The 6,977-nt window shown below is 70.4% G+C and carries 11 protein-coding genes; 5 read left to right on the top strand and 6 right to left on the bottom strand.

The features are described 5' to 3' along the window. A partial coding sequence (locus H0U68_RS12700) for a sensor histidine kinase N-terminal domain-containing protein (protein WP_296356109.1) occupies positions 1-746 on the bottom strand: 746 nt, incomplete at its 3' end. Further along, positions 743-1,426 (bottom strand): response regulator transcription factor, encoded by a 684-nt coding sequence (locus tag H0U68_RS12695; RefSeq protein WP_296356107.1) that lies wholly within the window; start codon positions 1,424-1,426, stop codon positions 743-745. The genes H0U68_RS12695 and H0U68_RS12700, both read right to left, overlap by 4 nt. Before the next feature lie 83 nt (positions 1,427-1,509). On the opposite strand from H0U68_RS12695, the gene H0U68_RS12690 reads away from it, so the two are divergent. From H0U68_RS12690 to H0U68_RS12675, 4 genes are all read left to right on the top strand, one after another. Further along, positions 1,510-2,280: a phosphatase PAP2 family protein gene (locus H0U68_RS12690; RefSeq protein WP_296356105.1), complete on the top strand. Its 771-nt coding sequence runs from the start codon at positions 1,510-1,512 to the stop codon at positions 2,278-2,280. 8 nt (positions 2,281-2,288) lie between these two features. Beyond that, positions 2,289-3,923 carry a phosphoethanolamine--lipid A transferase gene (locus H0U68_RS12685; protein ID WP_296356103.1) on the top strand — a complete coding sequence of 545 codons (1,635 nt, stop codon included), beginning with the start codon at positions 2,289-2,291 and terminating at the stop codon, positions 3,921-3,923. 56 nt (positions 3,924-3,979) lie between these two features. After that, the gene (locus H0U68_RS12680; protein ID WP_296356101.1) at positions 3,980-4,363 is read left to right on the top strand and encodes a thioredoxin family protein; all 384 of its coding nucleotides are present in this window, start codon (positions 3,980-3,982) and stop codon (positions 4,361-4,363) included. A 131-nt stretch (positions 4,364-4,494) separates the two neighbouring features. Further along, positions 4,495-4,743 carry a KGG domain-containing protein gene (locus H0U68_RS12675; protein ID WP_296356099.1) on the top strand — a complete coding sequence of 83 codons (249 nt, stop codon included), beginning with the start codon at positions 4,495-4,497 and terminating at the stop codon, positions 4,741-4,743. Positions 4,744-4,820: 77 nt separating this feature from the next. Here the strand turns inward: H0U68_RS12675 and H0U68_RS12670 are convergent, their stop codons facing one another. The 4 genes from H0U68_RS12670 to H0U68_RS12655 all read right to left on the bottom strand — a co-directional run bounded on the left by H0U68_RS12670 (position 4,821) and on the right by H0U68_RS12655 (position 6,440). Then, the gene (locus H0U68_RS12670; protein WP_296356097.1) at positions 4,821-5,006 is read right to left on the bottom strand and encodes a hypothetical protein; all 186 of its coding nucleotides are present in this window, start codon (positions 5,004-5,006) and stop codon (positions 4,821-4,823) included. 110 nt (positions 5,007-5,116) lie between these two features. After that, positions 5,117-5,575, bottom strand: coding sequence for a CBS domain-containing protein (locus H0U68_RS12665; protein ID WP_296356095.1), 459 nt, complete (start codon positions 5,573-5,575; stop codon positions 5,117-5,119). A gap of 95 nt (positions 5,576-5,670) precedes the next feature. Next, positions 5,671-6,090 (bottom strand): PaaI family thioesterase, encoded by a 420-nt coding sequence (locus H0U68_RS12660; RefSeq protein WP_296356093.1) that lies wholly within the window; start codon positions 6,088-6,090, stop codon positions 5,671-5,673. A gap of 44 nt (positions 6,091-6,134) precedes the next feature. Further along, complete coding sequence (locus H0U68_RS12655) at positions 6,135-6,440, bottom strand: hypothetical protein (RefSeq protein ID WP_296356091.1); 306 nt, start codon at positions 6,438-6,440, stop codon at positions 6,135-6,137. Between the two features lie 150 nt (positions 6,441-6,590). Here H0U68_RS12655 and H0U68_RS12650 point away from each other — a divergent pair. After that, on the top strand, positions 6,591-6,977 hold a 387-nt coding region (locus H0U68_RS12650), incomplete at its 3' end, for an RNA polymerase sigma factor (protein WP_296356089.1).

The following is a 6,977-nucleotide window of genomic DNA, read 5'->3' as shown; positions in this document are numbered from 1 at the left end:
GCCAGCGGCGTGCGCAGCTCGTGCGCGAATTCGTCGGCCAGCGCCCGCTCGCGCGTGAGCGCCGCGTTGTAGCGCTGCACCAGGAGCCCGATGGCGTCGGCGATGGCGGCCAGTTCGGCGTGCCGCGCCGGCTGCGCCAGCGGGCGCGGCCGCTGGATGTCCAGCGCCAGCACCTCCTGCGACAACCGGTACAGCGGCCGCAGCCCGCGCCACACCGCCAGCCCGAGCAGCAGCGCCACCACCGGCAGCAGCCACAGGCCGGGCTGGCTGATCTGCTCGGCGATGTCTTCGGCCAGGTCGTGGCGCTCCTGCGCCGACAGCAGCACCATGATCTTGCGCGTGCGCCCCTCGTTCCAGCGCGAGAACACGCGCCAGGCCGCCGGCGGCACGCCGAGCTGCAGGGTGGCGAAACCCTGCGGCGTGGAGAAATCGGGCTCGGGCGCGTCGCCCATGCGCGTGAGCACGCGGCCCTGCGCGTCCCAGATCACCACGCTCAGGGACTGCTGGTAGTCGTGCGCCTTCAGCTGCGCGGCGCCGGCCGGCGGGCCGATCACGGTGCCCGGCGTGAACGTGCCGCTCTCGTACGCCAGCAGCAGCGCACTGGTGCTGGCCAGGTGGCCGTCGGTCAGCTCGTCGGCCTCGTGCTGGCCCGTCATGTAGCCCACGGCGACCAGGCTGCCCCAGACCAGCACCAGCGCGCCCAGGGTCCAGGCCAGCAGGTGGCGCGTGAGGCTCGGCCCCTTCATGCGCCCTCCTGCGGCACGAAGTAGCCGACGCCGCGCACCGTGCGGATCGCGCTGTCGCCGAGTTTTCTGCGCAGGTGGTGCACGTGCACCTCCACCGCGTTGCTCTCGATGCTGCTGGCCCAGTTGTAGAGCTTGGCCTCGATCTGCGCGCGCGACAGCACGCGCGGTGACGCCTCCAGCAGCGCGAGCAGCACCGCGAATTCGCGCGCCGACAGCTCCACCGGCTGCCCGCCGCGCGACACGCTGCGCGCCGCCGGGTCGACCAGCAGGTCGCCAAAGGCCAGCACCGGCTGCGCACGGCCCGCCGCGCGCCGGCGCAGCGCACGCATGCGCGCCGCCAGTTCGTCAGGGTCGAAAGGCTTGGTCAGGTAATCGTCCGCGCCCAGGTCCAGGCCGGCGATGCGCGAGGCCACCTCGTCGCGCGCGGTCATGATCAACACCGGCGTCTGCGGGTCGGGCATGCGGCCCGAAGGTGCGCCGCGCAGGCGCCGCAGCAGCGTGCCGCCTTCGCCGTCGGGCAGGCCCAGGTCCAGCAGCACCAGGTCGAAGGCTTCGGCCTGCAGCGCCGCCCAGCCGGCGGCGAGGCTCGCCACCCGGTCGAGCGCCCAGCCTTGCGCGCCCAGCGTGGCGGCCAGGCCGGCGGCAATGCCATCGTCGTCTTCCACCACAAGAACCCGCATGGGCGGGAATTGTCCGCGAACGGCCCGGCCGCATTCCGGTTTCTTAAGGATGGTTTAAGGCCCGCCGGGCAGCATGCCGGCCTGTGAATCGCATTGCCGACGCCGCGCTGGCCCCATCCGCGGCCCCCCTCCCCACCCGCCTTCCGGCGCCGGCCGTTGCCTCCGGCGGCACCGGCCGCCGGCTGTCCTCCATCGACGCGCGGGCCTGGGTCACCGCCATCGGCCTGCTGCTGCTTGCAGGCTGGGAGCTCACCGGCCTGGACATGACCCTCGCCCACCTTGCCGGCTCGGCCCACGGCTTCGCGCTGCGCGAGCACTGGTTCCTGGACGGCGTGATGCACGACGGCATGCGGCGCGTCTCCTGGTTCCTGGCGCTGCTGCTGTCCCTGGGCGTGTGGTGGCCGCTCGGCCCGCTCAAGCGCCTGGGCACCTCGCGCCGGCTGCAGCTGGCGCTGACCACCTTGCTGTCGGCCTTCCTGGTGTCCGCGCTCAAGGGCCTGAGCACCACCAGCTGCCCCTGGGACCTGCAGGCCTTCGGCGGCGTGGCGCGCCATGTGTCGCACTGGTGGCCTGGAGCGGATGGCGGCCCGGGCCACTGCTTTCCGGCCGGGCATGCAGTGTCGGGCTTCAGCTTTTTGGCCGGCTACTTCGCGTTCCGCCATACCGACCGCCGCACCGCCCACCGCTGGCTGGCGGCGGCGCTGGCCGCCGGCCTGGTGCTGGGCTTCACGCAGCAGCTGCGCGGCGCGCACTTCACCAGCCACACGCTGTGGACGGCCTGGCTGTGCTGGACCTTCGCCTGGGCTGTGGACCGGCTGTGGCCCGCGACAATGGCGATCGAACACGAACTCTGATCGCCCGCATGATTTCCGAAAGCAAGCGCCGGGACCTGGGCCCGGCGTGGCTGGTGGCCGGCAGCAGCGCCTGGATGGCGACGCTGGCCAACATTCCCCTGTGGCGTGAACTGGCGGCGCTGTCGCTGCTGGACCAGCCGGCCGGCTGGCTGCTGGCCGTCGCGCTCGCGGTGGTGATGGGCGCCCTGCTGGTCGCCCTCCTGAGTCTGCTGGCCTGGCGCTGCACGCTCAAGCCGGCAATCCTGCTGCTGCTCGTCGCCTCCGCTTTCGCTGCGTATTTCATGCTGACCTACCGCATCGTGATCGACAGCACGATGCTGGAAAACGTGCTGCAGACCGACCGGCGCGAGGCGCTCGCGCTGTTCAGCCCCAGGCTGCTGGCCGCGCTGTTCCTGCTGGCGGTGGTGCCGGGCTGGCTGGTCTGGCGCACCACGGTGCACTACCGCCCATGGCCGCACCAGCTGCTGCGCAACACCATCGCCATCGCGGTCGCCATTGCGGCGGCGGCCGGCGTGGTGCTGCTGAGCTTCCAGCCGCTTTCGTCGGCCATGCGCAACCACAAGCAGCTGCGCTACATGCTGAACCCGCTGGCCTCGGTGTATGCGCTCGGCCAGGCCGTGGCCAAGCCGCTGCGGCGCGGCCCGGGCCGCATGGAGCCGCTCGGGCGCGACGCCACCCTGGCCTGGCAGGGCGCCCACGCGCCTCTGCTGGTGCTGGTGCTGGGCGAGACCGGGCGCGCCGGCAACTTCGCGCTCAACGGCTACGCCCGGGCGACCACGCCGGAGCTGGCCGCGCAGAACGTGGTGAGCTGGCGCAACGCCTGGTCGTGCGGGACCAGCACTGCGGCCTCGGTGCCCTGCATGTTCTCGCACCTGGGACGCCAGGCCTACGAGGACCGCAAGGCCGATGCGGAGAACCTGATGGACGTGCTGCAGCACGCCGGCCTGGCCGTGCTATGGATCGACAACCAGGCCGGCTGCAAGGGCGTGTGCGACCGCGTGCCGAGCGCGAAGGTGGCCGAGAGCCGCCATCCCACGCTGTGCCCGGACGGCGAATGCCTGGACGGCATCCTGCTGGAAGGCATCGACCAGCGCATCGCGGCGCTGCCGGCCGAGCGGCGCGCGCGCGGCGTGGTGCTGGTGCTGCACCAGATGGGCAGCCACGGGCCGGCCTATGCGCGCCGCTCGCCGGCCGCGTTCAAGCGCTTCCTGCCCGAGTGCACCAGCGTCAACCTGCAGGACTGCAGCCGCGCCGAGGTGGTGAACGCCTACGACAACACCATCGCCTACACCGACCATGTGCTGGCCTCCACGGTGGAGTGGCTCAAGCGCCGCCAAGCCGACTACGATACCGCGATGGTCTACGTCGCCGACCATGGCGAGTCGCTGGGCGAAAACAACCTGTACCTGCACGGCCTGCCCTACAGCCTGGCGCCCGACGTGCAAAAGCACGTGCCCTGGATCACCTGGCTGTCGCCCGGCTTCGAGCGCGACGCAGGCACCGGCATGCAGTGCCTGCGCGCCCGCGCCGACCGGCAGGTGTCGCACGACAACTATTTCCACTCCGTGCTGGGCCTGCTGCGTGTGCGCACCGCCGCCTACCGCCCGGAGCTGGACGCCTACGCCGGCTGCGCCCCGGGCTGACCCCCGGCCAACCCCACGCCTGCGCGGGCAAGGGGTGCGCCGCTAAACTGGTTTCGATGCAATCAGCGGCCGCCAGCGACACCTCCGCTCCCGTGTGGGTGGTCTGCCTGTGCGCCGCCTGGTGCGTGGCCTGCCGCGAGTGGCAGCCGGTCTTCGAAGACCTGGCGCGCCGGCACCCGGGCCTGCGCTTCGCCTGGGTGGACATCGAGGACGAGGACGACGCCATGGGCGACGTCGACATCGAAACCTTTCCCACCTTGCTGGTCGCACGCGGCGGCGACGCGCTGTTCCTCGGTCCCGTGCTGCCTTCGGTGCCGGGCGTGGAGCGACTTGTGACAAGCCTGCAAGCTCAGGCTCAGCCAAGCGCCAACGTCGCGCCTACAGCGAAGGTGTTGCTCACTCGCTTGCAAAGCGGCGTGCTGGCTCGCGCCGCGTTGTAACGGGGCAAGGCGCAGTCCTACAGTTGACTGCATCGGCGCCTGACGAGCGTCACTAGCACATGCACGCTCAATCAATACATGGCCGATGCAGCAGTGGCCATGCAATCAACACCGTTTCAAGGAGTACCCACATGGCATCCGACAACACCCAAGCCAAGAAGAGCGGCACGTCCAACCGCGGCTTCGCCTCGATGGACCCGCAACGCCAGCGCGAAATCGCCAGCGAAGGCGGCCGCGCCGCCCACGAAAAGGGCACCGCGCACGAGTTCACTTCCGAGGAAGCGCGCGAAGCCGGCCGCAAGGGCGGACAGGCCCGCAGTCAGAACCGCGCGAAGAACAACCAGAACAGCCAGAGCGGCAGCAGCGAAGGCAACCGCTAAGCAGGCAGTCAGGTTCGTGCAAAGACAAAGGGCGCCGCAAGGCGCCCTTTGTCTTTGCGTTCGCGTGCCGCGCGGGGCTACCAGTCTTCCAGCTGCCACTCGCCAATCTGGCGAACGCGCTGGTCGAGGTCCTCGGGCAAATCCTGCGTCAGCACCGGCATGATGCTGGTGGCTTGCTTGGCTGCGGCAACCGTGCCGGCGTGCTCCTGCGATTGCGGGAAACGCACCAAGAATTTGGAATCGAAGACGCTGGATAAACGCATGTGAACACCTGTGCTTGCAGTGTAGGCAGGCACAGATGAACACGCTGTGACGGAAAGCACAGCGAGCGCCCAGTGTGGCCGCGGCACAACGCGCGCCGCGCACCATGCTGTCAGTTCTTCTGCTTGCCGCCGCGATCGGGTTCCGCCGGCGTGGAGATATCGCCCAGCGACATGGCGACGTCGACGTTGTCGTCCGGGTCCTTGGCGGCGATGTCGCCCAGCGACACGATGCCGATCAGCCGCTCGTTCTCGTCCACCACCGGCATCCGGCGGATCTGCTGCTCGGCCATGCGGCTGAGCACGTCGTCCACGTCGTCGCCCTCGCGCACGCAGCGCACGTTGGTGCTCATCACGTCGGACAGCCTAGTGGTCTTGGCCTCGAACTTCTCCTGCGCCAGGCCGCGCACCACGATGTCGCGGTCGGTCACCATGCCGACCAGCTTGTCGCCTTCGCACACGGGCAGCACGCCCACGTTCAGTTCATCCATGACCTGGGCGGCGCGCACCACGGTGTCGTTGGGGGTGAGGCTGCGAACACCTCGCGTCATGATCTCTGCCACAGTCGTCATTGCATTTCTCCTTGTGCCGCTTGAATTTACCGGCCGCCCGCGGGTGGGCTGTCGGTCCGCTCGCAAGCTGGCGTAGGAGCGCGTTGACGCGGGGCTCAGAGAATCATCTGGGTGCAGCGGAACAGGGCGATGGTCTTGCCCGTCTCCCGGTGCCGCACGGTCGCGTCCCAGACCTGCGTGCTGCGGCCCAGGTGCACCCCGCGCGCCTCCACCTCGATGGTGCCGTCGCGCGCCGTGCCCAGGTGGTTGCTTTTCAGCTCGATGGTGGTGAAGCCCTTGCCGCCCTCGGGCAGGTGCGCCACGCAGCCGTAGCCGCAGGCGGTGTCGGCCAGGGTGACCACCGTGCCGGCGTGCAGGAAGCCGTTGGGCGCGAACAGTTCCCTGCGCACCTGCAGCTCCGCGCGCACCACGCCCTGGGCGGCCTCCAGCACCCGCAGGCCCATCAGGCCCGGCAGATGGCCTTCGCTCAGGCGGTTGAAAAAGTCGGGCGTGCGTTCGGGGTTGAATGTGGACATATCCGATTCTGTCCCGGCCCGCCGCAACGCCACCCGCGCCCGCGCTAAACCTGAGCGGCGTAGCGGCCGATGCGCAGCACCTCCACGTTGGCGGGCGGCTCCTCGCAGCGCGCCCGGATGTCCGACAGAAAGGCCTTGAACGCTTCGACCGCCTGCAGCGGGCTCGGCTGGCCGGCCTCGGTCACCGACACGTGCACGAAGCTGACGCCGTCGTCCATGCGGAACGACTGGTATTCCAGTCCGGCCGGGCGGGTCCGCTGCAGTTCCTCGAACACCGCCTCGATCAGCTGCTGGTTCAGCGCCGCTTCTTCGGGGCGGACCTTGTAGCGCACCATCGTCGTCTTCTTCATCGCTTGCTCCTGGTTGGGCGGGGCCGCCACCGGCCCCGTGCACCAAAGACGCGGCGGCGGCCGCGAAGGATGCGGATCTTTTTCGGCGGGCGCCGCACCGTTTCGGCCGCGCGGAACGTCTCCTGCAGGAACGCCCACAATGGACTTCCCATGCCCGACCTCGCCCCACCGGCCGATTTCTACCAGCTTGCCGAGCGCCTGCGCCCGCGGCTGCACCGCTACTGCGCGCGCATGACCGGCTCCGCGCTCGACGGCGAAGACGCGGTGCAGGAGGCGCTGATGAAGGCCGCCGTCGGCTTCGACGCCGCCACCGTCCGCCATCCCGAGAGCTGGCTGTTCCGCATCGCCCACAACGCCGCCATGGACCTGCTGCGGCGCCGCGCCCGCGACCAGGCCCTGTTCGCCGACGACGTGGACACCGACGCCCTGCCGGCCGCCGCCGCGGCCGACCCGGGCACCGCCGCCCTGGCGCTGCGCGTCTTCATGCGCCTGCCGCCTGCGCAACGCGGCGCGGTGATCCTGGCCGACGTGCTGGAG

The sequence above is a fragment of the Ramlibacter sp. genome, from assembly GCF_013697775.1.
Lineage (GTDB): Bacteria > Pseudomonadota > Gammaproteobacteria > Burkholderiales > Burkholderiaceae_C > Ramlibacter.
The sequence above is the reverse complement of the archived record's forward strand: the minus strand, read 5'-3'. Positions and strand labels throughout refer to the sequence as shown.

Excerpts from the sequence above, each read along its gene's own strand:
- H0U68_RS12695 (WP_296356107.1), bottom strand. The coding sequence starts at position 1,426 with ATGCGGGTTCTTGTGGTGGAAGACGACGATGGCATTGCCGCCGGCCTG.
- H0U68_RS12685 (WP_296356103.1), top strand. The coding sequence starts at position 2,289 with ATGATTTCCGAAAGCAAGCGCCGGGACCTGGGCCCGGCGTGGCTGGTG.
- H0U68_RS12680 (WP_296356101.1), top strand. The coding sequence starts at position 3,980 with ATGCAATCAGCGGCCGCCAGCGACACCTCCGCTCCCGTGTGGGTGGTC.
- H0U68_RS12675 (WP_296356099.1), top strand. The coding sequence starts at position 4,495 with ATGGCATCCGACAACACCCAAGCCAAGAAGAGCGGCACGTCCAACCGC.
- H0U68_RS12670 (WP_296356097.1), bottom strand. The coding sequence starts at position 5,006 with ATGCGTTTATCCAGCGTCTTCGATTCCAAATTCTTGGTGCGTTTCCCG.
- H0U68_RS12665 (WP_296356095.1), bottom strand. The coding sequence starts at position 5,575 with ATGACGACTGTGGCAGAGATCATGACGCGAGGTGTTCGCAGCCTCACC.
- H0U68_RS12660 (WP_296356093.1), bottom strand. The coding sequence starts at position 6,090 with ATGTCCACATTCAACCCCGAACGCACGCCCGACTTTTTCAACCGCCTG.
- H0U68_RS12655 (WP_296356091.1), bottom strand. The coding sequence starts at position 6,440 with ATGAAGAAGACGACGATGGTGCGCTACAAGGTCCGCCCCGAAGAAGCG.